The following is a 25707-nucleotide window of genomic DNA, read 5'->3' on the forward strand; positions in this document are numbered from 1 at the left end:
TCGTGAAGGTGCCGCGCCTCGTCGTGACGGTGACCGCCGTGAGGGTGGTTACCAGAAGCGTGATGGCGCTCCGCGCCGCGACGACAGCCGTGGGTCAAGCGGGGGCCGCGGTTTCCCGCAGCGCGGGGGAGCCGGGCGCGAGCGTCCTGACCGTCAGGCCGACGATCGTCCGCGCTACGACGCGCCGGAGATTCCCGACGAGATCACGGGGAAGGACCTGCACGCGTCTGCTCGTAACGAGCTGAAGACGCTGAGCAAGGAGAACGCCGAAGAGGTGGCACGTCATCTCGCGATGGCCTCGCAGCTGATCGACGAAGATCCCGAACTCGCGCACAAGCACGCTCTCGCGGCATCCCGTCGTGCCGGTCGCATCGCGATCGTGCGCGAGACGCTCGGCATCACCGCCTATGCGATCGGCGACTTCGCCCTCGCGCTGCGCGAGCTGCGCACCTACCGCCGCATCTCCGGCAAGGACGACCAGATCGCCCTCATGGTCGACAGCGAACGCGGTGTCGGTCGCGCCGACCGTGCCCTCGAGGCAGGACGCGCCGTCGATCGTGCCGCGCTGCCGACCCCCGTGCGCGTTGCGCTGGCGATCGCCATGTCCGGTGCCCGCCTCGACCAGGGCGAGCCGGAACTCGCGCTCGGCGAACTGCAGATTCCGGAGCTCGACCCGAACCGTGCGTTCGAGTGGAGCCCGGCTCTGTTCGGCGCCCACGCCGCGGTGCTCGAGGATCTCGGACGCGATGAGGAGGCGGCTTTCTGGGCCACCCGCGCCGAAGTCGCCTCCGAAGCCCTCGGCATGAACGATGACGACGAGGACGAGATCTTCGTCGAGGACGGCCTCATCGAAGGCGAGTTCGACGACGAGCCGGCTGTCGAGACGCCGGTGACGGACGACGAGCCGGCTGACGAGACGCCGGCGACCGACGACGAGCCTGCCGAAGCACCGGTGGTCGACGACGAGTCGACCACCGAAGAGCCCATTGAGGACGCACCGACCGAGGACACCCCGGCCGCGGAAGAGCCCGGTGAGGACGCGCCGAAGGAGGATTCCTGAGTGGGACTCTTCTCCAAGGCCCGTCCGACACCTCTGGACGGCGTCGACGTCGTCCTCGCTGACCTCGACGGCGTCGTCTACGCCGGCGCAGGCGCGCTCCCGCATGCAGTGGAGAGCCTGAACCGCGTCGCCGAGAAGCGCCGGGTCGGCTACATCACCAACAATGCCTCCCGCACCGACGCCTCTGTCGCTGAGCACCTCACCGACCTGGGCCTCTCGGTCGCGGCGAACGACGTCGTCACCAGCCCTCAGGCGGCGATGCGCCTGCTCGCGTCCATTGTCCCTGCCCCAGCAACTCTGCTGATCGTCGGGGGAGAGGGCCTCGTCGTCGAGGCGGAGAAGGCCGGCTACCGGGTGACCCGCAGCGCAGAGGATGCGCCGGATGCTGTGGTGCAGGGCTTCTCGCCCGACGTCGCCTGGACCGACCTCGCCGAAGCCGCGTTCGCGCTCAAGCTCCCCGAGGACGAGGGCGGCATCCCCTGGATCGCCACCAACAACGACTGGACGATTCCGCGCGAGCGCGGGGTCGCTCCGGGCAACGGCACGCTCGTGTCCGCCGTGCACACCGCCGTCGGACGCCTCGCGACCGTCGCCGGCAAGCCCGAGATCCCGATCTTCGAAGAAGCCATCGCACGGTTCGGGGCGAACAAGACGCTCTTCATCGGCGACCGGCTCGACACCGACATCATGGGCGCTGCCCGCGTCGGCATCGACTCGGTCCTCGTGCTGACCGGTATCGATCGCCCGAAGCACGTACTCGCCGCACCCGAGGGCTCGCGCCCGACCTACGTGCTCAGCGACCTGCGCGAACTGCACGAGCCCTACCCGCAGACCGAGCGCAAGGACGGCGTCGTGACCGTGAACGGCGCGTCGGTCCGCGTCGTCGGCGGAGACGTCCAGATCCTCGCAACCGGCAAGCGCCACATCGACCTCGTGCGCGCCGGTGCGACCGCGATCTGGGAATCCGGCACCCCGATCTTCGTGCTGAACGTGCCCGAGCAGCTCTACGACGACCCGTTCCACCGCCCCTGAGTGCGCCTCGGCGGCCCGGCCGTCGACGCGTCGTAAGGTGGAGGGGTGAGTGACGAGATCCCCCAGCCGACCGATGGCCTCTGGAGCCGTCTGCGCCTGATCGAGGGGCAGCCGCTTGCGGCTCGTGCAGACGCCTACACGGTCGTCCACGATGAGCTGTTCCGCCGGCTCGAGAGCGGAGCGAAGCTCGACTCCCAGGAGAAGTCGGGAGACCGGTGACGCGCCTCGACGCTGAACTGGCATCGCGCGGTCTCGCGCGCTCCCGAACCCACGCCGCGACGCTGATCGCCGCCGGACTCGTGAGCGTCGACGGCCGCGAAGTCATCAAGCCGTCGACGGCCGTCGACGATGCCGCCGAGATCGTCGTCGCCTCCACCGATCACTACGTCAGCCGCGGCGCGCACAAGCTCGTCGCCGCACTCGACGCGTTCGACGTTCCCGTCGAGGGGCGACTGGCACTCGACATGGGGGCCTCGACCGGCGGGTTCACGCAGGTGCTCCGTGAGCGCGGCGCTAGCAAAGTTCTCGCCGTCGACGTCGGACACGGGCAGCTCGCGGCATCCGTCCGCAGCGACCCCGGCGTCGTCGACGTCGAGGGATACAACGTCCGCCACATGACCCGCGAGAACCTCACCGAGGTCACCGGCGAAACTGCAGCGCCCGACCTGATCGTCGGCGACCTCTCCTTCATCTCCCTCGAGCTGATCCTCCCCGCCGTCGCAGCGGTCGCGGCATCCGGAGCCGACATCGTCGTGCTCGTCAAGCCCCAGTTCGAAGTCGGGCGCACCGCCGTCCGAGGCGGGCTCGTCACGGACCCCGCCACCAGGGCCGACGCCGTCGCGCGCGTCGTCTGGCACGGCTGGGATGCCGGCCTCGGGATGCTGGGGATCATCGCCTCACCGATCCTCGGCACGCACGGAAACGCCGAGTTCCTCGTCCACATGGCGCCCGGACGCGGGAGCAATCCGACAGAATGGACAGGACGCATCGACGAGCTGACAGGAGGACGATGAACGAGCGCAACATCCTGGTCGTCGCCCACGCCGGCCGGGACGACACCGTCGCCGCAGCCCGCCGTGTCATCGAACTGCTCCGCAGCGCCGGCGCGCGTCCCGTGCTCTCGGTCGACGACCGCGCCGAACTGTGCGCGGTCGACGGCGACTTCTTCTCAAGCGTCGACACGCTGATCGACGATGTCGCCGTCGACGATCTGGAACTCGCGATCGTCCTCGGCGGCGACGGCACGATCCTGCGTGCGGCTGAACTCGTCCGCGGCATCCACAGCGCACCGGTGCTCGGGATCAACATGGGGCACGTCGGTTTTCTCGCCGAGATCGAGCGCGACGCCATGGACGAAGCCGTGGAGCGCGTCATCGCACGCGACTACGTCGTCGAGGAGCGCCTGGCCCTCGCCGTGCGCGTCAAGGATGCCGCAGGCAAGGTCGTCTACGAGACGTGGGCACTGAACGAGGCCACGGTCGAGAAGGCGAGCCGGGAGCGCATGATCGAGGTCGTCGTCGAGATCGACGGACGACCGCTCTCCAGCTACGGCTGCGACGGCATGGTGATCTCGACGCCGACCGGATCCACCGCCTACAACTTCTCCGCCGGAGGGCCGGTGATCTGGCCGACTGTCGAGGCGATCGCCGTCATCCCGCTCTCCGCACACGCCCTGTTCGCCCGCCCGCTGGTGCTCGGACCCGAGACGTCCGTGGCGATCGAAATGCTCGAGCGCACCACGGGTACCGGCATCCTCTGGTGCGACGGCCGGCGCTCTCACGAACTGCCGCCCGGCGCACGCGTGGTGGTGCGACGCTCGTCGCGCCCCGTGCGCCTCGCACGTCTGCACCCGACCGAGTTCACCGACCGGCTCGTCCGCAAGTTCCAGCTGCCGGTCGCCGGCTGGCGAGGGGCTTCCGCGTGATCGAGGAGATGCGGATGCAGGGCCTCGGCGTCATCGATGACGCGGTCCTCCCGCTCGGCCCCGGATTCACCGCGATCACCGGCGAGACCGGCGCGGGAAAGACCATGGTCGTGACCGGACTCGGGCTGCTGCTCGGCCAGCGCGCCGATTCCGGTGCGGTGCGGGCCGGCGCGAACCAGGCGTCCGTCGCAGGCGTCTGGATCGTCGCTTCCGAGGGCGCCATCGCCGACATCGTGGCGGATGCCGGGGGAGAGCTGGAGTCGTTCGGCGACGCGCAGGGCGAGCTCTACGTCTCGCGCACCCTGAGCGCCGAGGGACGCAGCCGCGCCAGCGTCGGAGGACGCGCGGCACCTGCCGGCGTCCTGTCGGCCCTCGCCGATGAGCTCGTCGTCGTGCACGGCCAGTCCGAGCAGCTGCGGCTGCGCTCGGCGGCAGCGCAGCGCGACGCTCTCGACCGCTTCGGCGGCGCTCCGATCGCCACCGCCCTGGACGCATACACCGCCGCCTACGCGCGGTGGCGCGAGCTGGATGCCGAGATCACCGAACTCTCCGACAACCGCGACCGCCGAGCCGAAGAGGCCGACCGGCTGCGCGAAGCGCTGGCGCTGATCGAGGCCACCGCTCCTGAGGAGGGCGAGGACGTCGTCCTCGCCGAGCGCGCCGAGCGGCTCGCCAACTCCGAGGAGCTGCGGCTCGCGGCATCCCTCGCCCGGAACGCCATCTCGAGCGAAGAGGGCGAGGCCGACGCCGCAGCACTCGTCGCCGAGGCCCGCCGTCACCTCGAGAAGGCAGCGGACTCCGCCCTCGGAGAGATCGCCGACGGCATCGCCGATGTCGGGTACCGCCTCGCCGACCTCGCGCTGCAGCTGTCCGCATATCTCGCCGATCTCGACGAGAGCGGTCCGCACGAACTCGCCGCCGTCGAGGAGCGCCGGGCCGCGCTGACCACCCTCGTCCGCGCGCACGGAACGCTGGACGAGGCGCTGGAACTGTGGCGCACCGGCTCCGCTCGCCTCGCCGAACTCGACGACGACGGCGGCCGGCTGGAGCGACTGCAGGCAGAGCGCGACGCCGCACGCGGCGATCTCAACACGGCCGCCGCAGCGCTGACCGCGGCGCGCACCGAGGCGGCAGGTCGCCTGGGCGCCGAAGTCACCGAAGAGCTGCACGCCCTCGCCATGCCGGACGCCAGACTCGAGGTCGCCGTCAGAGAGGGCGCGGAGAGCTCCCACGGCCGAGACGACGTCGCGATCCTGCTCGCCCCGCATCCGGGCGCCGAGCCGCGTTCGGTGGCCAAGAGCGCTTCGGGTGGCGAGCTCTCGCGCGTCATGCTCGCGATCGAGGTCGTGATCGCCGGCACCGACCCTGTTCCCACGTTCGTCTTCGACGAGGTGGATGCCGGCATCGGCGGCGCCGCGGCGATCGAGGTGGGGCGGCGACTCGCCCGACTTGCAGAATCGTCTCAGGTCATCGCCGTCACGCACCTGGCGCAGGTCGCCGCGTTCGCGTCCAATCACCTGTCCGTCGTGAAGTCCAACGACGGCGCGGTCACCGCCTCGAACGTCAGGCGTCTGGAGGGCGGCGAACGCGAGGCGGAGATGGCCCGCCTGCTGTCCGGCCTCGCCGATTCGGATGCCGCACTCACTCATGCCCGAGAGCTTCTCAGCCTCGGGGCCGCCGCGAACTGTTAGGATTGAAGCCCGTGATGAACTCTTCTGAGGCGGGGCCCGAAAACGACACGACCAAGCACATCTTCGTGACTGGTGGTGTCGTTTCTTCATTGGGCAAGGGGCTTACCGCAGCCAGCCTCGGCAACCTGCTCACCGCTCGCGGACTCCGCGTGGTCATGCAGAAGCTCGACCCGTATCTGAACGTCGATCCGGGCACGATGAACCCGTTCCAGCACGGTGAGGTGTTCGTCACCGACGATGGGGCGGAGACCGACCTCGACATCGGGCACTACGAGCGCTTCCTCGACATCAACCTGTCGCAGGCCGCCAACGTCACCACCGGCCAGATCTACTCGCAGGTGATCGCCAAGGAGCGCCGCGGCGAGTACCTCGGCGACACCGTGCAGGTGATCCCGCACATCACCGACGAGATCAAGCGCCGCATGCGCCTGCAGGCGACGGAAGAGCCGCGCCCCGACGTCATCATCACCGAGGTCGGCGGCACGGTCGGCGACATCGAGTCGCAGCCGTTCCTCGAGTCGGCCCGCCAGCTGCGTCACGAACTCGGCCGCGACAGCGTGTTCTTCGTGCACGTCTCGCTCGTTCCCTTCATGGGCGCGTCCGGCGAGCAGAAGACCAAGCCCACCCAGCACTCGGTCGCAGCGCTCCGTCAGGTCGGCATCCAGCCCGACGCGCTCGTGCTGCGCAGCGACCGCCCGGTGAGCGAGTCGAACCGCAACAAGATCGCGCTGATGTGCGACGTCGACGCCGAAGGCGTCATCAACACGGTCGACCTGCCGAGCATCTACGACATCCCCTCGACGCTGAACGATCAGGGTCTGGACTCGTACATCGTCCGCCGCCTCGGCCTCGACGCCAAGGCCGCGCCCGAGGTCGACTGGTCGCGCTGGCAGAAGGTGCTGCAGGCGGTTCACAACCCCAAGCACGACGTCACGATCGGCCTGGTCGGCAAGTACATCGACCTGCCGGACGCCTACCTGTCGGTCACCGAGGCGCTGCGCGCCGGCGGCTTCGCGCACGAGGCGCACGTCAACATCCGCTGGATCCCGTCGGACTCCTGCGAGACCCCCGAGGGCGCTGCCAAGGCGCTCTCCGATCTGGACGGCATCTGCGTTCCCGGCGGCTTCGGCATCCGCGGTATCGAGGGCAAGCTCGGCGCTCTCCGCTTCGCCCGCGAGCAGGGCATCCCGACCCTCGGCCTGTGCCTCGGTCTGCAGTGCATGGTCATCGAGTACGGCCGCACCATCGCCGGCATCGACGGAGCATCCTCCACCGAGTTCGATCCGGAGACCCCGGCACCGGTCATCGCCACGATGGCCGAGCAGGTCGAGATCCTCGACGGCGGAGACCTCGGCGGCACCATGCGCCTCGGCCTGTACGAAGCCGCCCTCGCCGAGGGATCGCTGGCAGCCGAAGTGTACGGCAGCACGAAGATCTCCGAGCGCCACCGTCACCGCTACGAGGTCAACAACGCCTACCGCGACCGCCTCTCGGATGCAGGACTGGTGTTCTCGGGCCTCAACCCCGAACTCGACCTCGTCGAGTTCGTCGAGCTGCCGCGCGATGTGCACCCGTACTACATCGCCACGCAGGCGCACCCCGAACTGCGCTCGCGCCCGACCGACCCGCACCCGCTGTTCCGCGGCCTGATCGGCGCGGCGATCGACCGCCACCGCTCCAGCGAGCTGTTCGATGTCGAAGAAGATGCCTGAGCTTCGGCACGATGTGCTGAGGGACGAGCCCTTCGAACCGGAGGTCATCCAGAGCGACCTGGTCTACAAGGGCTGGGTGTGGGATGTCCGCTCCGACCGCGTGGCGTACGGCGACGGTGAGATCGTCCGCGAGTACGTCGATCACACAGGTGCCGTCGCGGTCCTCGCGCTCGACGACGACGGCCGTGTGCTGGTGATCCAGCAGTACCGGCATCCGATCCGCCACCGCGACTGGGAGCTGCCCGCCGGCCTTCTCGACATCGAGGGCGAAGATCCGATGGTCGCCGCCCAGCGCGAGCTGGCCGAGGAGGCCGACCTCGTCGCACGCGACTGGCAGCCGCTCGTGTCGACGTGGACGACGCCCGGCGGCAACAGCGAACTGATCCGGATCTACCTCGCCACCGGCATCCAGGCGGCTCCCGACGCGTTCGCCAGGGAGGACGAGGAAGCCGACATCCGGCTGGAGTGGGTTCCGCTCTCGGATGCCGTCGACGCCGTGCTCGACGGGCGGCTGCGCAACGGCATCCTGTCCCTCGGCGTCCTCGCGGCCGAGCGGAGACTGCGGGGCTGACGTGCGCCTGGATCGTGCGATCGACGCCTACCTGCGGCACATCACGATCGAGCGCGGCCTGTCCGACCACACGATCGGCGCGTACCGTCGCGACCTCGCCGTGTACCTCGACTGGCTGACGGATGCCGGCATCGACGACACCACGGCCGTCACCGGCGCGATCATCGGCCGCTTCATCGCCGACCGCTCGGGCATGATGCCGGTTCCGGCGGCGACGAGCCTCGCCCGGCTGCAGTCCTCGGTCCGCGGGCTGCACCGGTACCTGATCCGTGAGGGGATCGAGGTGGAGGACCCGACCGGCCGACTGCGCCCGCCGAAGACTCCGCAGCGGCTGCCGAAGGCGCTGACGATCGACCAGGTAGAGCGTCTCCTGGCGGCGCCGTCTGCAGAGGAGCCCATCGGCATGCGCGACCGCGCACTGCTGGAGCTGCTGTACGCGACCGGCGCCCGCGTCTCGGAGGCTGTCGGTCTCGACGTCGACGATCTCGCGCACGGCGACGTGCTGCGGCTGCGCGGCAAGGGCTCGAAAGAGCGGATCGTGCCGATCGGATCGTTCGCGAGGGATGCCGTCGACGCCTACCTCACGCGAGTGCGCCCTGCCCTCGCGGCGAAGGGCAACGCGTCCGCCCGGCTGTTCCTCGGAGCGCGCGGCGCACCGCTGTCGCGGCAGAGCGCGTGGCTGGTGATCCGGTCGGCTGCCGAACGCGCGCAGATCACCGCCGAGGTCTCACCACACACCCTGCGGCATTCGTTCGCCACCCATCTGCTGCAGGGCGGGGCGGATGTGCGCGTCGTGCAGGAACTGCTCGGGCACGCATCGGTGGCGACGACGCAGATCTACACGCACGTCTCGGTCGACACTCTGCGCGACATCTACGCGACCTCCCACCCGCGCGCCCGCTGAGCCGCTCTCGGGGATCGCCGGGGCGGGAGCCCGCGGATCGGCACGTGAATCGCTAGAATCGACCAAGCACGAGGGAAGCAGGAGATTCGGTGGCTCAGAACGCGGCGAAGACCAAGGGTAAGACGTCGAAGGCTGACGACACCCCCATGGGTCCCACCGGGCGTCCCTATCACGGCTTCGCGATCCCCGCGCCGCTCGCTTCGCACGGACCTGCGCGCATCATCGCGCTGTGCAACCAGAAGGGCGGCGTCGGCAAGACGACCACGTCCATCAACCTCGCGGCGGCTCTCGCCGAGTACGGCCGCAAGGTGCTCGCCGTCGACTTCGACCCGCAGGGCGCTCTGTCTGCCGGCCTCGGCATCCAGACGCACGATGTGCCGACCGTGTACGACCTGCTGCTGGACACCAAGCGCGACGCGCACGACGCGATCGTGAAGTCCGGTGTCGAGGGACTCGACGTCATGCCCGCGAACATCGACCTGTCGGCCGCAGAGGTGCACCTCGTCAACGAGGTCGCCCGCGAGACGATTCTCGCCCGGGTGCTGCGCCAGGTGGCGGGGGAGTACGACGTCATCCTGATCGACTGCCAGCCCTCGCTCGGCCTGCTGACCGTGAACGCGCTCACCGCGAGCCACGGCGTGCTGATCCCGCTGGAGTGCGAGTTCTTCGCGCTGCGCGGCGTGGCCCTGCTCATCGAGACGATCGAGAAGGTGCGCGACCGGCTCAACCCCGCGATCCAGCTCGACGGGCTGCTGGCCACCATGTACGACGCTCGCACCCTGCACTCGCGTGAGGTGCTGGAGCGCGTCGTCGAGGCCTTCGGCGACGACGTGCTGGAGACCGTGATCGGCCGCACCGTGAAGTTCCCCGACGCGTCGGTGTCGGGGGTCCCCATCACCGAGTTCGCGCCGGAGCATGCCGCCGCCCAGGCGTACCTGCGACTGGCCCGGGAGCTGGTCGCCCGTGGCGCCGTCGCGTAGCGAGCTGCCAGTCTCGGACGCTTCGACAGGCTCAGCGGCCGAGTCTGTCGCGGTCCCTGAGCCGGTCGACGAGCCGTCCGAAGGATTCCGCGTCTCGCTGACGAACTTCGACGGCCCGTTCGACCTGCTGCTGAACCTCATCTCCAAGCACGAGATGGACATCACCGAGGTCTCGCTGAGCGCCGTGACGAACGAGTTCATCTCGTACCTGAAGGAGCTCGAGGCCGACGAGGAGCTGGATCAGGCATCCGAGTTCCTGGTGGTGGCAGCGACGCTGCTCGATATGAAGGTCGCCGGCCTCCTTCCGCAGGGCGAGCTCGTCGACGCCGAGGCTGTCGCGCTGCTCGAGGCGCGCGATCTGCTGTTCGCCCGTCTGCTGCAGTACCGCGCCTTCAAAGAGGTCTCCGCCTGGTTCGCCCGCTGTCTGCAGCGCGAAGACCGACGGCACACCCGCGCCGTCCGCCTCGACGAGAAGCACCGGCGTCAGACGCCGGAACTCGTCTGGACGCTCAGCGCCTCGGACTTCGCGGCCCTCGCGCTGCTCGCGTTCGCCCCGAAGGAGATCCCGAACGTCGGGCTCGACCACCTGCACGCTCCGCTGGTCAGCATCCGCGAGCAGGCGGCGATCGTCGTCACCCTGCTGCGCAACACCGAGTCGCTGACCTTCCGTGAGCTCGTCGCCGGCACCACCGAACCCGGCATCGTCGTCGCGCGGTTCATCTCGGTGCTCGAGCTGTACCGGCACGCGGCGCTGTCCTTCGAACAACTGGAACCGCTCGGCGAGCTGACGCTGCGCTGGGCCGCCGACTCCTGGTCGGACGAGACACTTGCGAGCCTGGGGGCCGACTATGACCGATGAGATGACCGAGACGATTCCGTCCGAGACGCAGTTGCCGCTCACCGAGCGGCTCGAGGCGATCCTGCTCATCATCGACGAGCCGCTCGGTCTCGTCGCCCTCGCCGCCGCAGTCGGCGCGCCCGTGCCCGCCGTGCGGCAGGCGATCGAGACGCTCGTCGACGACTACGACGGCAACGGTTCAGGCCCCAGGCGCGGCTTCGAGCTGCGCGAGGTCGGCGGCGGCTGGCGCCTTTACGTTCGCGAGGACCACGATGGCCTGGTCGCCGAGTTCGTCGGCGGACAGGCGCCCGCGCGGCTGTCGCAGGCCGCGCTCGAGACGCTCGCCGTGATCGCCTACAAGCAGCCGGTCACGCGCAGCCAGGTGGCATCCATCCGCGCCGTGAACGTCGACTCCGTCGTACGCACACTGCTCGCGCGAGGGCTGATCACCGAGCTGTTCGCCGACTCAGAGACCGGCGCCATCAACTACGGCACCACCGACGCCCTGCTGCAGAACCTCGGCATCAACTCGCTCGACGAGCTGCCACCGATCTCGCCGCTGCTCGACGACGGCGCCGACGGATTCGACGAAGGAACCATCCGATGAACATGAACATCGAACCGTTCGGCGAGGCGCCCCAGGGCGTCCGCCTCCAGAAGGTGCTCGCCGCCGCGGGCGTGGCATCACGTCGCGTCGTCGAGCAGTACATCGTCGAAGGGCGCATCCGCGTCAACGGCGTGGTCGTGGAAGAGCTCGGCCGACGCATCGACCCCGAGACCGATCTCGTGGATGTCGACGGCACGGCCATCCAGCTCGACGTCTCCAAGCGCTACGTCATGCTGAACAAGCCCACCGGCGTCGTCAGCACCATGAAGGACGAGAACGGCCGCCCCGACCTTCGCCGCTTCACGAAGGACTACGAGGAGCGCCTGTACAACGTCGGCCGATTGGATGCCGAAACCAGTGGCCTCCTCATCCTCACCAACGACGGCGAACTCGCGCACGTGCTCGCGCACCCGTCGTTCGGCGTGACCAAGGTGTACATCGCCAAGGTCGAGGGCACGGTCACCGCGCAGGTCATCCAGAAGCTCACCACCGGATTCGACCTCGAGGACGGCTTCATCAAGGCCGACAAGGCCCGGCTGCTGGACACCTCGAAGGGCGCGAACCCGTCGAGCCTGGTGGAGCTCACGCTGCACTCCGGGCGCAACCGGATCGTGCGCCGCATGCTCGCCGAGGTGGGGCATCCGGTCACCGAACTCGTGCGCCGTCAGTTCGGCCCGCTCCACCTGGGAACCCTCCCGGCGGGGAAGTCCAGGGAACTGACTAAAATCGAACGTGGTGCGCTTCTGACTCTCGCGCGCCACGATGCCCCTGCGGACGCCACGCCGGGAGACGCCCAGGAGATAGAGTGACCGACACTGCCAGGACCCATGGCAACGGCAATGCGCCGCGCCTCTCGGGGACCGTCCGCATCGTCGGCGCAGGGCTCCTCGGCGCGAGCATCGGGCACGCGCTGCGAGCCAAGGGCGTCGACGTCGTCCTCTCCGACACGTCACCGGCGCAGCTGCGCCTGGCGATCGACTACGGCGCCGGACGCGCGGCCCGCGACGACGACGCGCCCGCGCTGATCGTCGTCTCCGTGCCGCCGGACGTCACGGCCGACGTCATCGAGGCCGAGCTGACCGCGTTCCCGGATGCCGTCGTCACAGACGTCGCGAGCGTCAAACTCGAGCCGTTCCGCGCCCTCAAGGACCGCGGCCTCGACCTCACCCGGTACATCGGCTCGCACCCATTGGCCGGCCGTGAGCGCGGGGGAGCGATCTCCGCGCGTGCAGACCTGTTCATCGGACGCCCGTGGGTCGTCTGCCGCGACGAGGAGACTCGTGCCGCCGACCTCGCGCTCGTGGAGGACCTCGCGCTCGATGTCGGCGCCATGCCGCTCGAGATGACGCCGGAGGAGCACGACCGCTCGGTCGCGCTCACCTCGCACGTGCCGCAGGTCGTCGCCAGCCTGCTCGCCGCACGCCTCGCGACGGCGGACGAGGACGCGCTCCGGCTCGCCGGTCAGGGCGTGCGCGACACGACGCGCATCGCGGCATCCGCCCCGGAACTGTGGGTGCAGATCCTCGGCGCCAACGCGGAACCCGTCGTCGACGTGCTCGATGCTCTCGCCTCCGACCTGACGACGGTGGCTGAAGCGCTCCGCGCGCCCGAGGCGCCCGGCGCCCGACGGGTCATCGCCGAGACGATCCGCCAGGGCAACGACGGCGTCGAGCGTCTGCCGGGCAAGCATGGCCAGAACCGCAAGTTCGAGCAGCTCGTCGTCATGGTCGACGACACCCCCGGCCAGCTGGGGCGCCTGTTCGGCGAACTCGGCGAACTGGGAGTCAACGTGGAAGACCTGCGCCTGGAGCATTCGCCGGGCGCGCAGTTCGGTCTCGCCGAGATCAGCGTGGCACCTGCCGCACTGCACGGTGCGACGGAGGGGCTGCAGGAGCGCGGATGGCGGATTGCAGGAGCGACCAATGAGTGAGTTCATCGCGATCGACGGGCCGGCGGGCTCCGGCAAGTCGAGCGTCTCCAAGGCGATCGCCCGCCAGCGCGGCTACGGCCTACTCGACACCGGTGCCGCCTACCGGGCGCTGGCCTGGTACGTCCTCGAGCAGGGCGCGGACACGGATGACGTCGATGCGGTGCTCGCCGCGGCATCCGATTTCGATCTTCGGCTCGGGCTCGATCCCGACGACCGCACAGTCGCCGTCGGCGACACCGACATCACCACCACGATCCGTGAGTCGCGGGTCTCCGGCGCCGTCAGCGGCGTCGCGCGCGTTCCCGCCGTGCGCGAGCAGGTGAACATCTTCTTCCGCTCCCTGGTGGCGAACGCCGCGTACCCGGCCGTCGTCGTCGAGGGGCGCGACATCACCACCGTCGTCGCACCCGACGCCCCCGTGCGCATCCTGCTCACGGCATCCCCCGAGGTGCGCGCCGCACGACGTGCCGGTGAGCTGACCAGCGAGAACGCCGCCGATGTCGCCGAAGCGCTGCACAAGCGCGATGCCTCCGACAGTGCGGTCGTCGACTTCCTGAACGCCGCGGACGGCGTCGAAGTGGTCGACACCACGCATCTCGATTTCCCACAGACCATCGACGCCGTACTCGCGGTGATCGACCGAAAGCAAGGAGCGGAACATGGCCGCTGACGAAGAGTACGAAGGCGGCCCCGACCGCCTCGCCGAGAAGATGGACGAGCTCGACGAGCAGCTCGCCGAACAGCGCGCGGAGGCTCTGCGCGCAGGCCTCGCCGACTACGACCTGGACGAGGAGGATGCCGCGCTGCTCGCCGGCCTCACCCTCGCCGAGGGTGGCGTCGAGTTCCTGCCCGCCCTGCCGGTCATCGCGATCGTCGGGCGCCCGAACGTGGGCAAGTCCGCGCTGGTAAACCGCATCCTCGGTCGCCGCGAGGCCGTCGTGGAGGACACCCCCGGCGTCACGCGTGACCGCGTGACCTACAAGGGCGAGTGGAACGACCGTCGGTTCTCGCTGGTCGACACCGGCGGCTGGGAGCCCGACGCGAAGGGCATCGACCGTTCCGTCGCCGCGCAGGCCGAGGTCGCGATCGACCTCTCCGACGTCGTGCTGTTCGTGGTCGACGCGATGGTGGGCGCCACGTCCACCGACGAGCACGTCGTGAGGCTGCTGCGCAAGAGCGGCAAGCCGGTGTTCCTCGTCGCCAACAAGATCGACGACACCCGCCAGGAGCCCGAGGCCGCGGCTCTGTGGAACCTGGGTCTCGGCGAGCCGTACCCGACCTCTGCCGTGCACGGCCGCGGCGTCGCCGACCTGCTCGACGCCGTGCTCGAGAAGCTGCCCGAGGTGTCGGCGGTCGCCAAGCAGGAGATCGGCGGGCCGCGCCGCGTGGCGATCCTCGGACGCCCGAACGTCGGCAAGTCGTCGCTGCTGAACAAGGCCGCCGGCGAAGAGCGCGTCGTCGTCAACGACCTGGCCGGCACGACCCGTGACCCGGTGGACGAGGTCGTCGAGCTTGGCGGCCGCCTGTGGCGCCTGGTCGACACCGCCGGCATCCGCCGTCGCGTGCACCTGCAGCAGGGCGCCGACTTCTATGCGTCTCTGCGCACCTCCGCCGCCCTGGAGAAGGCCGAGGTCGCCGTCGTCGTGCTCGACGTCTCCGAGTCGCTCAGCGAGCAGGACGTGCGCATCATCGACCTGGTGCTCGAGTCGGGCCGCGCGCTCGTGCTCGCGTTCAACAAGTGGGATCGCCTGAACGACTCCGACCTGGAGAACCAGGACCGCCGTCGCTACCTCGAGCGGGAGATCGAGCAGGATCTCGCACACGTCAGCTGGGCGCCGCGCGTCAACATCTCCGCGAAGACCGGCCGCCACCTGGACAAGCTCGTCCCGGCGCTGGAGACCGCGCTGGAGAGCTGGGATCGTCGCATCCCGACCGGCAAGTTCAACGCCTTCATCTCCGAGCTGGTCGCCGAGCACCCGCACCCGCTGCGCGGTGGCAAGCAGCCGCGTATCCTGTTCGGCACGCAGGCGTCGACGCGTCCGCCGACGTTCGTGCTGTTCACGACCGGATTCCTGGACCCCGGCTACCGCCGGTTCATCCAGCGCCGCTTGCGTGAGCTGTACGAGTTCGAGGGCACGCCGATCGTCATCAACATGCGCGTTCGGGAGAAGCGCCAGCGCTGAGTCACCTCGGTGCCAACGCGTCCTGGATGCTCGCGCTGAGCCCTGGCGGGATGTCGACCTCGACAGCGAGGGCATGCAGGGCGCGGCTGAAGTAGTTGCGCACCGATGCTGCCAGCGCGATGTCGACGATCTCGCGGTCGGTGAATCCGACGTCGCGCAGACGGAGGCTGTCGGCATCCGTCATGGATGCTGAATCACGGCTGAGCTTGGCGGCGAAGTCCATCAGCGCCATGTCCGCGTCGCTGAGGCGGGCGTCGTGGTAGTCGCGGAGGATCCGCTCCAGCTGCTCCTCGTCGAACAGGTTCAGCGACTTGCGCGCGTGCGCGTACCGGCATGACTGCGACCCGATCGCGTCGGCCGCGGCGAGAGTGGCGAGCTCGTACCTGCGCACTCCGAGCTGTGCGACGATCGTGCGCACCAGCTGCTGGAAGGCGCGGAAGGCCTCCGGGTTCACCGCCATCATGCGGGTATGGCTGGGAACGTAGCCGAGCTCGGCGATCTCTGAGGCGTACAGGTCGGCTACGGCCTCATCGGCGTCATCCGGGGTGGTGATGATGGACATGGCAGATTCTCCTCGGTTCAGGTGGTCATGCGAACGGCGTCGCCAGTCCGTGCTGCAGGGCGTACAGGCTGGCGCCGACCCGATTGCTCGCGCCGATCTTGACGTAGACGTGCTCCATGTGGTTGCGCACGGTCTTCTCGCTCAGCACGAGCGTCTCGGCGATCTGCCGGTTGCTCAGCCCGCGAGCGACGTGTGCGAGCACCTCGCGTTCGCGCGCGGTGAGACCGTCGTCGCTACGAACTCGTCGGGCCTCGTGTCCGGCGACGCTCAGCACGGCCTCAGTGCACTCGGGATCCAGCTGACCGTGCGCGCTGCGCTCGCGCACCTCCGCGGCAGCCGCGGCCGGATCCCGAGCTTCCCGATATGGTCGCGGCTCGAGTGCGGATTGGTAGGCGACGGCGACGGCCAGGATGCGTTCGCCTCGGCCGAGCGAGGTGGCCGACGTGCCGAGCGGGTAGCCGCTGCCGTCGAGATGCTCATGGTGGGCGCGCGCATACGTCCGCTCCCGTTCCAGGCCGGAGATCCGCGACAGCACCCGGTCTGTGAGGTACGGGTGCATCCGCACTCGTTCCCACTCCGACGCCGTGAGGTCACCGGGCTTCGACCAGATCTGGCTCGACACGCCCAGTTTGCCGATGTCATGCAGGTGCCCTGCCCGGCGCAGGGCGTGGACCTCGTCGGCCTCCCGGCCGAGCAGTGCCCCGGCGTCTGCCGCAAGCGTGGCGACGGCACGCGAGTGCCCCAGCGTGAAGGGACACTTCAGATCGGCGAAGTCACCGATCGCGCTCACGAGCCGGCCGAGGCTCTCCTGGTCCAGTCGAGTCTCGGCATCCGGAGCCTCCTGGATCGCCGCAGACCAGACATCGCCGTCCGACGCCTCGGCGAACAGCGGTTCCGGGTCGTCCACGACTGCGTCGACGATGACCGGATCGAAGTGCCCGCCGCGGCGAGCGCTCAGCGTCGCGACGGCGGCGTCGATGCCGCGCATCCGATGGTGGACCTCGGCGACATCCGCGATCTGGGCGATTCGCATCTCGATCGGGATCTCGTCCCCTGTGCATCCGCGGGGCAGTCCGGAACCGTCGAATCGCTCGAAGGTGAATCCCACGGCCTGCTCCACGTCTGAGGGCAGCCCGATGTGATCGGCGAGTTCGGCGGCAGACATGCAGTGCGAGTGCATGAGCGCACCGAGCTGTCCGCGGGCGTCGCGGAGCAATGTTCCGATCGTCAGCACGCGCTTGGCCACGGGTTCGCCGCGGCCGATGTTGCCGAGCAGGAAGCGCATGAACGGCATCCCGGACCAGTCGACCGAGTACGAGTCGCGGCGTACCGCGATGTCGTCGCCGAACCACCGTGCGTACTCCTGGGAGTCCGCATTGCAGCCGATCCACATGATCAGGGCCGTGTAGTACGTCGTGGCACGCTGTGCGCTGCTCAGCCCGAGTCGGTCGGCGAGCCAGCAGGCGATGACCGCAGTGCGGAGCATGTGCTCGGCGGGCTGCCCGAGGCCGAGGTCGATCGCCACCGAGAGCCCGGCCAGGACCTCGATTCGGCGTGGCAGGAGTCCATGCCTCTGCGGCGCACTGGGGTCCATTTCTCAAGTGTGCTCCGGATCAGTTGCGAACGGGAGTGCTCGTCCGGACGGGGGCGAAGCTCGCTCGCCCCACGAAGAAGATGCCGCGCTGGGGGAGCCAGAAATCGGCGAGGTGGCTCTGCTCGGGTAGCGGCCCGATGCGGCCCAGATCCTGGCCGTCGAGCACGGCCCGACCACCGGCCACGCGCCACACCTGCTGAGGGGCGGCCTTGTAGAGCGGGCCGTTCGGAGTGGCCCCGCGCAGCCTCGTGCGTCCGATCCCCAGGAACGCCGCTGCCATCGGTCCCATCGACGCGAGTACTGCCTCGCTGTTCCAGGCGTCGTCGGGCAGGGCGCCGCCTGCTGCGGTCATCATTCGCGTGGCCGGTGTGCTCGCCAGCTCGAGCCGCCACGACAGCCGGTCGCCCATCGTGACCTCGCACGTCCATTCATCCGGCCATGCGATGTCGATGGACGGCACCTGTTCGCCTGGTGCTTCGGAGCCGAAATACCGCGGGCAGCTCGCCTCGGGCGCGACCGTGGTGAAGATCTCCCACCCGGCGTCGGGGTCCCGATGCCACACAGCCCGGTAGGCCGGGCCGATCGAGGTGGCGACGAACGCCCGCAGCGCGAGGTAGTGGCCGCTGGCGTACGGCAGCCCCATGACGCCGTAGCCCGTGAATCGTTCGTCGGTGCCTTCGGCGAGGTGAGGACCGACCTCCTGGGTCGCCGCGGCCGCGCGGGGTGTGGTGCTCATGAGTTCAGCGTGCGCCCGGGGGAGGCAGTGCGCCTGAGGCATCGGCCTCAAGTCTGCGCACCCTTGCCGAAAGGCAGACCGGGTGGTGCAATGGAAGGTGGATGCCGTGACCACGCGGCATCCACTACCCGCGCCCACAAGGCCTGCCGAAAGAGGATGCAATGTCGCACACCCTGCCCCTTCCCGAGTTCTCCCACGAACGGGTGGAGGTGATCACCGGCCGGCGCAGCGGACTGTTCATCGCCGTCGCCCTGCACTCATCCGTTCTCGGCTCCGCCCTCGGCGGCGCGCGACTGTGGACCTACCCGCACTGGAGCGATGCGCTCGGTGACGCGCTGCGCCTCTCGGCCGCGATGACGCTGAAGAACGCGACCGCCGGCCTCAACGCCGGCGGAGGCAAGTCCGTCATCGGGCTCGAGCCCGGGACTGTGCTCGACGCCGAGCGTCGCCGTGACGCGTTCCTCGACCTCGGCGACGCCGTCGAGTCATTCGGCGGGCTGTACCGCACGGCGGAGGACGTCGGCTCGACCATGAACGACATGGCCGTCGTCGGCGAGCGCACCGCGCATGTCGTCGGGCTGCCCGACAGCACCGGCGGTTCCGGCGAGCCCGCCGGCCCGACCAGCCTCGGCGTGTACGAGTCGCTGCGCGCAGTGCTCGAGCGCACCACCGGCAGCGCCGATGTCGCCGGGCGCCGCATCACCATCTCGGGTCTCGGGCAGGTCGGTGGCCGGCTGGCCGTGCGTCTTGCCGCAGAAGGTGCGGCTCTCGCCGTCACCGACGTGAACCCCGACCGCCGGCACCTCGCCGGAGAACTCGGCGCCAAGTGGGTCGAGCCGGGCACCGAGCACCTGGTGCCCTCTGATGTCTTCGTGCCGGCCGGCATCGGCGGGCTGCTGACCGACGAGGTGATCGACGCGCTCGACACCCGTGCGGTGTGCGGGCCGGCGAACAACCCGCTCGCCTCGCACAGCGGTGCGGAGCGGCTCGCCGGGCGCGGCATCCTGTACGCCCCCGACTTCGTCGTGAACGCGGGTGGCGTGATCTACCTCGACCACGAGGCCAAGCAGCTCGGCACGCGTGCCGAGATCATGGAGCGCGTCGCGCAGATCGGCGACACGGTGCGCCGTATCCTCGCGGATGCCGAGGAGCGTTCGATCACTCCGCTCGAAGCTGCCGAGGAGCTGGCGGCCGAGCGGCTTCGCGCCGGGGCATCGGCACTGGCCGGCTAAACCCCGTAGACCTCGCGGACCCGGTCGCGCAGTTCGTGGCTGCACGCCGTGACGGCCTCGGTCCAGGTGGTGTTCGCATCATCCTGGGCCCGGTCGGACACGGCCTTCCAGATGCGGATCGGCACGTCGAACTGCGCGGCCACCCAGGCGTACGCGAACGACTCCATGTCGACCAGGCGTCCGCCGAGGGAGAGGATGAGCTGCACGGCCTCGGCGTCGTCGATGAAGCTGTCGCCCGTCGCGATTGAGATGTCGCCCTCGCCGAGCTGCATGCGCTGCGGCATCGACACGTGCTCGCCGCGGACGCCCTCTTCGTTGATGACGTCGTGCTGGAAGGTCCAGTGGATCTCGTGGACGCCGGCACCGATCGTCTCGTCGAGGGCTCCGGCGGTGCCGACAACGAGGATCTCGTCGTACTTTGCGGCGTCGAGGGCGCGGGTCAGCGCATAGGTCGCCTTGAGCTTGCCCGGACCGGTGACGAGCCGGTCGAAACCGGGCAGCTGCTCGGGGAAGGCGACGAGTTCGGAATCGAGGGCGGCGACGAGAAGCTTCACCCCCTCATTCTCCCAGACCCGCCCGCCCCTCGACTCTCGTCTCGCGGGCCCTCGTGCGTGGCCTCGTCTCGCGGGCCTTCGTGCGTGACCTCTTCCGCGGGCCTCCATGCGTGCGCTTGTTTCCGCGGGTCGTTGAGCGTAGGCGCGGAGCGCCGAAGACGAAACGCGTTGAGCGAGCCGCAGGCGAGTCGAAACGTCACCCAGGCCCATCGAAACGTAGCCCCAGCCGAGTAACCCACCGTCACCCACACCCCGATCCCCAATTCCTGTGAAAAGCTGAACAGGTGACGATCGTTCCCCCCGAACCCGGCGAACCGCGACGCCCGCTAGGACCGCGTGACCCGGGCGACGCATGGGTTGTCGCCGAGACGGGGGAGCGGTACTGGGGCCGATTCGGCGCAGCGGGCCTTCTCGCGGTGGATGCCGAGCGCGGCATCCTGCTGCAGCACCGGGTGAGCTGGAGTCACTTCGGCGGCACCTGGGGCCTGCCCGGCGGTGCCCTGCACGAAGACGAGACGCCGATCGATGGCGCGATCCGCGAGGCGACCGAAGAAGCCGGCATCCCTGCAGGCTCGGTCGAGGTGCGCTTCACCAGCGTGCTCGACCTCGGCATCTGGTCGTACACGACAGTCGTCGCTGACGTGGTCGCGCCGTTCGAGCCCGTGATCAGCGACCCGGAGAGCGTCGCGCTGGAGTGGGTGTCGTTCGACGAGGTGACCGAGCGGCCGCTGCATCCGGGGTTCGCCGACGCGTGGCCGCGCCTGCGCGAGCGTCTCGGATAGCGTTAGTCGCGTCCGCGCAGGCGGTCGATGTCGCGACGCTCGCGCTTGGTGGGGCGTCCGGCGCCGCGGTCTCGCACGCCCAACGCAGCCATCGGCTCGCGTGGCGGGGTGCGATCCTCGTAGGCGAGGGCGGCGACGGGTGCGCCGACGCGCTTGGTGAGGGTCTGGCGGACGATCAGGATGCGGTCGAAGCCGCTGATGCGCACGCGCAGCTCGTCGCCCGGCTTCACGGTCTGCGCGGCCTTGGCCTTGTCGCCGTTGACCCGCACGTGACCTGCACGGCACGCGGTCGTGGCTGCCGAGCGGGTCTTGTAGACGCGGATCGCCCACAGCCAGCTGTCCACGCGCACCGGCGACGTCATGAGCCGCCCGGTCATCGGGTGCCCCGCTTCCGCAAGGCGACCAGCGCTCCGGTGACGATGAGGCCCTGCCCGAGCGTGTAGGTGAGCATGACGAGGGGGCTGGTCCACGCGGGCATCGCCTCGGAGAGGAACAGGCGGAACGCGAGGATCGTGTCGCTGAGCAGGAAGAACACGCCGCCGGTGACGACGAGCGGGTGGCAGCGGGCGGCGAAGGCCGCGGTGCCGCCGAGCACGATTCCGTAGGCGGCGACGGCGGGCAGAAGCGCGCCGGTGTGCGGTCCGAGGACGGCGATCATGGCGATCCACCAAGCGACGTAGACGAGCGTCCACCACGGCATCCGGCGCACCCGCAGCACGCGGGCGAACAGCACGATGTACGCGATGTGGGCGAGTCCGAAAAAGAGCAGCATGAGCGGCAACTCGGGTCCGGCGGGGAAGAACGCGCCGGCGCCGTCGCCGAGCCATGACAGCACGATGGCTGCGAGCAGCAGAGCGATGGCGAGTACGGGTCGCAGGCGGAGCGAAACCAGCACTGGGATCGCGAGCAGCGGCATCAGCCAGAGCTTCGTGGGAGCGGCGATGTCGCTCTCGATTGCGAGGGCGGCGACGTGCACGATCGACATCGCGATGTACGGGACGAACGCCCAGGGCAGAAGCGTTCGAGACGGGATGCTGCGCGGCATCCCACCATCGTAGGGCGACGGGGTCAGGCGACTGCGAGGCTGACGAGCGGGCGTTCGGGTTTGGGTCCGTCGATCTTGGTGAAACCGGCCGCGAGGAACGTGGAGAGCGCGCCGTGGAACAGGTCGTTGACGCGGACGTTCGTCTGCGAGGTGTCGATCGGGTAGCCCTCGATGACGCGGGCGCCGGACTCTCGGGCGAAGGTGATCGCCGCGTCCAGGAGCGTGGCGTTCAGGCCTTGCCCGCGGTGCTCCTTGCGGACGACGAAGCAACTGGCCGCCCAGACGCCGTCGTCCTCGAGAGGCTCGTGAGTGGTGGCGATGACGTTACGAGTGCGGGCCAGTCGTCGCTGCGCGGGGCGAGGGCCGATGCGGACCCATCCGGCGGCTTCGCCGTCAACGTAGGCGACGATTCCCGGCGGGCGATCGGATGCCACTTCCTGCTGGAACAGCGCGGTGCGCTGATCGAGGTCGGTGGTCTCCCACTCCTTGTTCGTCAGCACCGGCCAGACGCATTGGCAGCTGCGACCGTCGCCGCCGCCGCTCAGCGCGTGCTGGATGTCTTCCCAGACCTCTGGACTTGCGAGCGCGGTGGTGATCGTGGGCATGTGCGGCAGGCTACGCCCAGGGTCGGACACGGGCAAGAGTGCTGGTTCGCGAAGGCTGCGCGGTGCGGCTAAGATAGGGGAGTTGCCTGCGTGAGAACGCACGACAACGGGCTGTGGCGCAGCTTGGTAGCGCACTTGACTGGGGGTCAAGGGGTCGCAGGTTCAAATCCTGTCAGCCCGACCGAAGAGAAAATACCCGATCAGAAGGTATCTTCGAGAGGTCGTGAGGTCGGCGTTCGCGCCGGTCTTGTACCCAAGATTGTACCCGCTGAGCCCCTTGACTCGACATGGTCAAGGGGTTCAGGCGTCTCTAGTTGCTCATCGCGGCCTCCCGAAGGTGCTCGTTCATTCGTGCTGCAGCGTTTTGCAACGCTGTGTTGTCAGTGTGAAGGTACGCACGCGTCGTCTCGACCGATGCATGTCCGAGGATGTCGCTCACAACGTGTATCGGGATGCCGATGTTTGCGAACCAGGTTGCACCCGCATGTCGGAGGTCGTGACGGCGCAGCCCTGGCAACCCCAGCGATGCAACCAGCTCGTCCCAGCCGGTTGCGTCACGCAATGCTGCCGTGGTGATGACACCGTCACGCGGCCCGCGCATTAGTGGCAGGTTGCGCGACCGTCGCGTTGTGAGCCTGCGCAGCACGGGCTCGAGCGGTTCGATGATCGGTACGCGGCGGGCGCGACGACCCTTCGGGGGTTTGATGCTCAGGCCGCCGGCGCCGGGGAAACACTGCCGTTCGATCGTGACCATCTTGTTCTCCCAATCGACATCGCCGACGATGAGCCCGCCCACTTCCGAACTGCGCGCGGCGAGAAACGCGCTGAGCATGACGTGGTCGCCATAGCTTGGGTGGATCTCAGCGCAGGATGCAGCGACCCGCGTGACATCATCGGGCGCAGGAATCAGCTTTGCTTGCGGAAGCTCAGTGTTCGGGCGATAGCGCCTGTCGGCGCGGTCGCGCACAGGATTGCGAGCGATGAGTTCATCGCGCACCGCTTCGTCGAGCACCCGCGTCAGTGCGGCGATCGTGTTCTTCAGCGTGGAGCGGGAGTGCGTCGCCTCCCAGCTGTCGATCGCTCGGTCGACAAGGCCCGTCGTGATGTCTCGAAGGCGGGTGTGGCCGAGCGTGGGGAGAACCCTGAGCCGGAGTCCGGCTCGGTATCCGGCTGCCGTCGATGTCGGATCGACGCCGCGAAGGAATCGGTCGCCGATCGAACACGCATAGTCGCTCGGGGTGATGACCGGATCAATGTCTCGGTTCGAGTTTGTGCACATGAGCTCGAAGAACTTCCGAACGGCTACCTCATCATCGACCGTGACCGATCGGCTCTGGCGTCGATGCGAGAACGGATCGGTCCAACGGACGCGAGCGCGGATTCGGGAACCGCGGCGGAGGGCGTCGAGGTGGAGGGGCACTCCGTGTGGTGGCAAGGCAGGACGATGAACAGTCATCCGATTGAGGATCTCCCCACATCCCTGCGAACTCAATGCTCCCGCGGAGACGCGATCGGATCGGCGTATCGCACGTTCCCCCAACCGCGATGATGACTGAGTGTCTGCAAGTCAACGGGGGAGAGAACCCAGGATCTCCGCGATCCGCGCATCCTTTTCGGCCGTTTTGATCATGCGCGTGAGGTTCGGACGATCAGTTTGCAGCGAGCGAGCGAGCTCGGCAACGGAGGCACGAGGATCACTTCCGGCGAGCTCGAGTAGACGGGTGAACCCCGCGAGACTGAACTTCAGGGAAGCGCGCGTCTGCTCAAGAGTGGCGTCCGCAGCCTCACGCAACAGCCACGCCTGGGCGATGCCCGCAACGATCGGGGAGAACGGCGCGATGTCCGGCGTCTCGATGTGTGCTTCCAGCTTCTCGTCAGTGCCACCGAACTCGGCCGCGAGAGCGTTCACCCATTCGGCGTATTTCGTGTAGGCGTCGAGCACGTTGTAGGTGTGGGTCGCCTCGATTCCGCCGTCTGCTAGGGTCCGGATGATCTTCGACTCCTTGGCCCCGACCTCCTCCGGGACGAGCGCGACGATCCGGTCTCGCCAGCCGCCAGATCGCCTCACACCGCCATTGTTGAGGCTCTGTGAGAGGAAGAGGCGAAGGGTGTCAGCATGGATCTCCGCCTTGTCGGTCGTGTTGAAGCGGTAGATGCGCGGTGTGCCGATGGGTGTCCACTCGTAGTCATCCGCCACGCGGATCTCGCCCTCATAGAGAAGGTGCTCACCAGCGGGCGATGTCCACACGAGCACTCGACCTTGCTCGGAGATATATCCGTAGAGGTGGTTCGTGTCCTCAGTATCTGCGCTGGCAGCAAGGGCGGAGACGTCATCGCTGTTCTTCACTTCGATGGCATGGCGCAGGGTGAGGGTTGCTTCGAGGGCGGGATGATGTGTCATGAGTACACACTACCCGTGAATGGCGAAGCGTTGCTATAGGCACCTCGCCTTGCCGCGGTACCTACAGCGACGGGTCGGACGGTCGTAGGGACTTAGATCAGCTGGTGAAGTAGTCCTCTTCGTCATAGTCGGTGGCGTCCAGCCACAGAACCTCGTTGTCAAATAGTGCGAACCCGATGCTTTCCCACGCTTGGCGGACCTTCTGACGGTTGTCACGTAGTGCGCGGCCCCTCATCTTGTGCCATCCGTCTGGCTGCGCGATCAAAGCGGCGACGGTGATTCGTCGCCGCCCGAGGAATCGAATGGCTGTCGCCACTGCTCGTGGTCCCAGCCGTTGTCCGCGATACTTCGGATCGATCCACACGCGATCGATGATGATCGCGTGTGATGGGAAGATCTCCGTTCGCTCGACGATGCCGTCATCCTGGAACAAGGCAGTACCCACGGCTCCGAGGTCTGCCTCGAGTGCGTCGAGTGCTTCGTATGCGCTGGTGTCGGAGTCCAGATTTACCAAGAAGCAGCGGATGGAGCCGATTGAGGTCACCGTAGGTTCGTCGCCATCGTCTGGATAGTCAGCGAGACTTAGTTCGGCCCACCAGGGCGTGACGGTGTTCTCGTAGTCTCCATCGTGCGCACCCGCAAGGACTCCTTCGCTGGAGTATCGAATCTGGATGTCATTGAGATCCACTGCGATTCGGGGGTGCGGGGAAGCTGATTCGTTGCTCTTCGGCATGGTTCGATCTCAGTTCGGTGATGACGGCGTG

26 protein-coding genes, 1 tRNA gene and 2 pseudogenes are annotated in these 25707 nt (G+C 68.6%); 19 read left to right on the forward strand and 10 right to left on the reverse strand.

Annotated features, from left to right (window positions below):
• The 16 genes and pseudogenes from MAE01_RS13220 to der all read left to right on the forward strand — a co-directional run.
• Nucleotides 1–1060 (forward strand): annotated as a pseudogene (locus MAE01_RS13220) (primosomal protein); the annotation flags it as partial.
• The gene (locus MAE01_RS13225; RefSeq protein WP_147040110.1) at nt 1061–2092 is read left to right on the forward strand and encodes an HAD-IIA family hydrolase; all 1032 of its coding nucleotides are present in this window, start codon (nt 1061–1063) and stop codon (nt 2090–2092) included.
• 45 nt (nt 2093–2137) lie between these two features.
• Nucleotides 2138–2311: a hypothetical protein gene (locus MAE01_RS16035; RefSeq protein WP_186806246.1), complete on the forward strand. Its 174-nt coding sequence runs from the start codon at nt 2138–2140 to the stop codon at nt 2309–2311.
• Nucleotides 2308–3105 carry a TlyA family RNA methyltransferase gene (locus tag MAE01_RS13230; protein ID WP_147040112.1) on the forward strand — a complete coding sequence of 266 codons (798 nt, stop codon included), beginning with the start codon at nt 2308–2310 and terminating at the stop codon, nt 3103–3105. The genes MAE01_RS16035 and MAE01_RS13230 overlap by 4 nt, the downstream gene beginning before the upstream one ends.
• The gene (locus tag MAE01_RS13235) at nt 3102–4016 is read left to right on the forward strand and encodes an NAD kinase (RefSeq protein WP_147040114.1); all 915 of its coding nucleotides are present in this window, start codon (nt 3102–3104) and stop codon (nt 4014–4016) included. Before MAE01_RS13230 ends, MAE01_RS13235 begins: the two co-directional genes overlap by 4 nt.
• Complete coding sequence (gene recN, locus MAE01_RS13240) at nt 4013–5707, forward strand: DNA repair protein RecN (protein WP_147040116.1); 1695 nt, start codon at nt 4013–4015, stop codon at nt 5705–5707. Before MAE01_RS13235 ends, recN begins: the two co-directional genes overlap by 4 nt.
• Before the next feature lie 14 nt (nt 5708–5721).
• Nucleotides 5722–7419 carry a CTP synthase gene (pyrG, locus tag MAE01_RS13245; protein WP_147040118.1) on the forward strand — a complete coding sequence of 566 codons (1698 nt, stop codon included), beginning with the start codon at nt 5722–5724 and terminating at the stop codon, nt 7417–7419.
• Nucleotides 7400–7990 carry an NUDIX domain-containing protein gene (locus MAE01_RS13250; RefSeq protein ID WP_229718154.1) on the forward strand — a complete coding sequence of 197 codons (591 nt, stop codon included), beginning with the start codon at nt 7400–7402 and terminating at the stop codon, nt 7988–7990. Before pyrG ends, MAE01_RS13250 begins: the two co-directional genes overlap by 20 nt.
• Nucleotide 7991: 1 nt before the next feature.
• Complete coding sequence (xerD, locus tag MAE01_RS13255; RefSeq protein ID WP_147040120.1) at nt 7992–8894, forward strand: site-specific tyrosine recombinase XerD; 903 nt, start codon at nt 7992–7994, stop codon at nt 8892–8894.
• 146 nt (nt 8895–9040) lie between these two features.
• Nucleotides 9041–9874 (forward strand): ParA family protein, encoded by an 834-nt coding sequence (locus MAE01_RS13260; RefSeq protein ID WP_147040233.1) that lies wholly within the window; start codon nt 9041–9043, stop codon nt 9872–9874.
• A complete protein-coding gene (locus MAE01_RS13265; RefSeq protein ID WP_229718155.1) occupies nt 9858–10733 on the forward strand; it encodes a segregation and condensation protein A in 876 nt (291 codons plus the stop codon). Before MAE01_RS13260 ends, MAE01_RS13265 begins: the two co-directional genes overlap by 17 nt.
• On the forward strand, nt 10723–11319 hold the full coding sequence (gene scpB / locus MAE01_RS13270; protein WP_147040124.1) for an SMC-Scp complex subunit ScpB: 597 nt from the start codon (nt 10723–10725) through the stop codon (nt 11317–11319). Before MAE01_RS13265 ends, scpB begins: the two co-directional genes overlap by 11 nt.
• Nucleotides 11316–12128 (forward strand): pseudouridine synthase, encoded by an 813-nt coding sequence (locus MAE01_RS13275; protein ID WP_229718156.1) that lies wholly within the window; start codon nt 11316–11318, stop codon nt 12126–12128. Before scpB ends, MAE01_RS13275 begins: the two co-directional genes overlap by 4 nt.
• A complete protein-coding gene (locus MAE01_RS13280) occupies nt 12125–13249 on the forward strand; it encodes a prephenate dehydrogenase (protein WP_147040126.1) in 1125 nt (374 codons plus the stop codon). The genes MAE01_RS13275 and MAE01_RS13280 overlap by 4 nt, the downstream gene beginning before the upstream one ends.
• A complete protein-coding gene (gene cmk / locus MAE01_RS13285; protein WP_147040128.1) occupies nt 13242–13919 on the forward strand; it encodes a (d)CMP kinase in 678 nt (225 codons plus the stop codon). Before MAE01_RS13280 ends, cmk begins: the two co-directional genes overlap by 8 nt.
• Nucleotides 13909–15432: a ribosome biogenesis GTPase Der gene (der, locus tag MAE01_RS13290; RefSeq protein ID WP_147040130.1), complete on the forward strand. Its 1524-nt coding sequence runs from the start codon at nt 13909–13911 to the stop codon at nt 15430–15432. The genes cmk and der overlap by 11 nt, the downstream gene beginning before the upstream one ends.
• A 1-nt stretch (nt 15433) precedes the next feature.
• Here der and MAE01_RS13295 read toward each other — a convergent pair whose 3' ends face one another.
• The 3 genes from MAE01_RS13295 to MAE01_RS13305 are packed head-to-tail and all read right to left on the reverse strand — an operon-like array spanning nt 15434 to nt 18324.
• Nucleotides 15434–15994, reverse strand: coding sequence for a carboxymuconolactone decarboxylase family protein (locus tag MAE01_RS13295; protein WP_147040132.1), 561 nt, complete (start codon nt 15992–15994; stop codon nt 15434–15436).
• A 25-nt stretch (nt 15995–16019) separates the two neighbouring features.
• The gene (locus MAE01_RS13300; protein ID WP_147040134.1) at nt 16020–17588 is read right to left on the reverse strand and encodes an HD domain-containing phosphohydrolase; all 1569 of its coding nucleotides are present in this window, start codon (nt 17586–17588) and stop codon (nt 16020–16022) included.
• 19 nt (nt 17589–17607) lie between these two features.
• Nucleotides 17608–18324 (reverse strand): hypothetical protein, encoded by a 717-nt coding sequence (locus tag MAE01_RS13305; RefSeq protein ID WP_147040136.1) that lies wholly within the window; start codon nt 18322–18324, stop codon nt 17608–17610.
• Between the two features lie 161 nt (nt 18325–18485).
• Between MAE01_RS13305 and MAE01_RS13310 the strand changes: the two genes are divergently transcribed.
• Nucleotides 18486–19556, forward strand: a complete 1071-nt coding sequence (locus tag MAE01_RS13310; protein ID WP_147040138.1) for a Glu/Leu/Phe/Val dehydrogenase family protein — start codon at nt 18486–18488, stop codon at nt 19554–19556.
• Here MAE01_RS13310 and MAE01_RS13315 read toward each other — a convergent pair.
• Entirely contained in the window at nt 19553–20110 is a 558-nt protein-coding gene (locus MAE01_RS13315; protein WP_147040140.1) for a phosphorylase family protein, read from the reverse strand. The two genes, MAE01_RS13310 and MAE01_RS13315, sit on opposite strands and share 4 nt — an antisense overlap.
• 284 nt (nt 20111–20394) lie before the next feature.
• Between MAE01_RS13315 and MAE01_RS13320 the strand changes: the two are divergent.
• Nucleotides 20395–20886, forward strand: a pseudogene (locus MAE01_RS13320) (NUDIX domain-containing protein); the annotation flags it as partial.
• Nucleotides 20887–20894: 8 nt separating this feature from the next.
• On the opposite strand, the gene MAE01_RS13325 reads toward MAE01_RS13320, so the two are convergent.
• From MAE01_RS13325 to MAE01_RS13335, 3 genes are read right to left on the reverse strand one after another with little or no spacing between them, the layout of a single operon-like run.
• Nucleotides 20895–21254 (reverse strand): RNA-binding S4 domain-containing protein, encoded by a 360-nt coding sequence (locus MAE01_RS13325; protein ID WP_147040237.1) that lies wholly within the window; start codon nt 21252–21254, stop codon nt 20895–20897.
• A gap of 11 nt (nt 21255–21265) precedes the next feature.
• A complete protein-coding gene (locus MAE01_RS13330) occupies nt 21266–21937 on the reverse strand; it encodes a lysoplasmalogenase family protein (RefSeq protein WP_147040144.1) in 672 nt (223 codons plus the stop codon).
• A 23-nt stretch (nt 21938–21960) separates the two neighbouring features.
• Nucleotides 21961–22542: a GNAT family N-acetyltransferase gene (locus tag MAE01_RS13335; RefSeq protein ID WP_147040146.1), complete on the reverse strand. Its 582-nt coding sequence runs from the start codon at nt 22540–22542 to the stop codon at nt 21961–21963.
• A 107-nt stretch (nt 22543–22649) separates the two neighbouring features.
• Here MAE01_RS13335 and MAE01_RS13340 point away from each other — a divergent pair.
• Nucleotides 22650–22723 (forward strand) — tRNA-Pro (locus MAE01_RS13340).
• Nucleotides 22724–22852: 129 nt separating this feature from the next.
• On the opposite strand, the gene MAE01_RS13345 is transcribed toward MAE01_RS13340, so the two are convergent.
• The 3 genes from MAE01_RS13345 to MAE01_RS13355 form a co-directional block, all read right to left on the reverse strand.
• A complete protein-coding gene (locus MAE01_RS13345; protein WP_147040148.1) occupies nt 22853–23998 on the reverse strand; it encodes a tyrosine-type recombinase/integrase in 1146 nt (381 codons plus the stop codon).
• 111 nt (nt 23999–24109) lie between these two features.
• Complete coding sequence (locus MAE01_RS13350; protein WP_147040150.1) at nt 24110–24943, reverse strand: helix-turn-helix domain-containing protein; 834 nt, start codon at nt 24941–24943, stop codon at nt 24110–24112.
• Between the two features lie 97 nt (nt 24944–25040).
• The gene (locus MAE01_RS13355; protein ID WP_147040152.1) at nt 25041–25676 is read right to left on the reverse strand and encodes a GNAT family N-acetyltransferase; all 636 of its coding nucleotides are present in this window, start codon (nt 25674–25676) and stop codon (nt 25041–25043) included.
• Nucleotides 25677–25707: the final 31 nt, after the last annotated feature.

Origin of the sequence: Microbacterium aerolatum (genome assembly GCF_007988825.1) — a bacterium.
Lineage (GTDB): Bacteria > Actinomycetota > Actinomycetes > Actinomycetales > Microbacteriaceae > Microbacterium > Microbacterium aerolatum.

Coding starts and splice junctions, on each gene's coding strand:
- MAE01_RS13325 (WP_147040237.1), bottom strand. CDS start 21,254: ATGACGTCGCCGGTGCGCGTGGACAGCTGGCTGTGGGCGATCCGCGTC.
- MAE01_RS13330 (WP_147040144.1), bottom strand. CDS start 21,937: ATGCCGCGCAGCATCCCGTCTCGAACGCTTCTGCCCTGGGCGTTCGTC.
- MAE01_RS13305 (WP_147040136.1), bottom strand. CDS start 18,324: ATGAGCACCACACCCCGCGCGGCCGCGGCGACCCAGGAGGTCGGTCCT.
- cmk (WP_147040128.1), top strand. CDS start 13,242: ATGAGTGAGTTCATCGCGATCGACGGGCCGGCGGGCTCCGGCAAGTCG.
- MAE01_RS13295 (WP_147040132.1), bottom strand. CDS start 15,994: ATGTCCATCATCACCACCCCGGATGACGCCGATGAGGCCGTAGCCGAC.
- MAE01_RS13335 (WP_147040146.1), bottom strand. CDS start 22,542: ATGCCCACGATCACCACCGCGCTCGCAAGTCCAGAGGTCTGGGAAGAC.
- MAE01_RS13235 (WP_147040114.1), top strand. CDS start 3,102: ATGAACGAGCGCAACATCCTGGTCGTCGCCCACGCCGGCCGGGACGAC.
- MAE01_RS13355 (WP_147040152.1), bottom strand. CDS start 25,676: ATGCCGAAGAGCAACGAATCAGCTTCCCCGCACCCCCGAATCGCAGTG.
- MAE01_RS13310 (WP_147040138.1), top strand. CDS start 18,486: ATGTCGCACACCCTGCCCCTTCCCGAGTTCTCCCACGAACGGGTGGAG.
- der (WP_147040130.1), top strand. CDS start 13,909: ATGGCCGCTGACGAAGAGTACGAAGGCGGCCCCGACCGCCTCGCCGAG.
- MAE01_RS13300 (WP_147040134.1), bottom strand. CDS start 17,588: ATGGACCCCAGTGCGCCGCAGAGGCATGGACTCCTGCCACGCCGAATC.
- MAE01_RS13275 (WP_229718156.1), top strand. CDS start 11,316: ATGAACATGAACATCGAACCGTTCGGCGAGGCGCCCCAGGGCGTCCGC.
- scpB (WP_147040124.1), top strand. CDS start 10,723: ATGACCGATGAGATGACCGAGACGATTCCGTCCGAGACGCAGTTGCCG.
- pyrG (WP_147040118.1), top strand. CDS start 5,722: ATGAACTCTTCTGAGGCGGGGCCCGAAAACGACACGACCAAGCACATC.
- MAE01_RS13260 (WP_147040233.1), top strand. CDS start 9,041: ATGGGTCCCACCGGGCGTCCCTATCACGGCTTCGCGATCCCCGCGCCG.
- MAE01_RS13250 (WP_229718154.1), top strand. CDS start 7,400: ATGTCGAAGAAGATGCCTGAGCTTCGGCACGATGTGCTGAGGGACGAG.
- MAE01_RS13350 (WP_147040150.1), bottom strand. CDS start 24,943: ATGACACATCATCCCGCCCTCGAAGCAACCCTCACCCTGCGCCATGCC.
- MAE01_RS13345 (WP_147040148.1), bottom strand. CDS start 23,998: ATGACTGTTCATCGTCCTGCCTTGCCACCACACGGAGTGCCCCTCCAC.